The following is a 448-nucleotide window of genomic DNA, read 5'->3' on the forward strand; positions in this document are numbered from 1 at the left end:
TAACGTACGAGAGTACTATAAAACCGACTTTTTCCACAACAAAGTCCGGGGTTAACTTTCCTCATTCTACACTATAGACGATATGTTTCGTATCGTAAAATCTTCTCTTGGATTATTTCAATAGAGCACTTTTCAATAACAAGATCTACTACATTTCACAAAAAAGAAATTATCTGAAATTTCACTGCGAACAAAATAGAAAACAAAGAGAACATGAACGTATATGGGAGATAAATAGAGCTTGACTGAGACTGTTTGAAACGTTAATCAATGAGTTTAATGCGTCGTTTCTTCTTTGCAAACTCATCAATAAGCTTTTCTGGAACGAGTTTGTTCGTAATTGTTTTATGAATGTTCAGCAATGCTAATGAACTCAACCGATCATCTCCCATGCTATTTCGGAGGAAATTTTTTATCAACTTCAGTACTGAGAAGGAACGCTCAGCAC

Annotated in this window: 1 protein-coding gene; it reads right to left on the reverse strand. The window is 34.8% G+C overall.

Features of this window, described 5'->3' with window-relative positions; genetic code table 11:
- Positions 1–263: 263 nt before the first annotated feature.
- Positions 264–448, reverse strand: a 185-nt coding sequence (locus D7Y04_RS46170; RefSeq protein WP_233601861.1) for an hAT family dimerization domain-containing protein, incomplete at its 5' end; no start/stop codon positions are given.

The sequence above is a fragment of the Corallococcus sp. AB038B genome (genome assembly GCF_003668955.1).
Lineage (GTDB): Bacteria > Myxococcota > Myxococcia > Myxococcales > Myxococcaceae > Corallococcus > Corallococcus exiguus.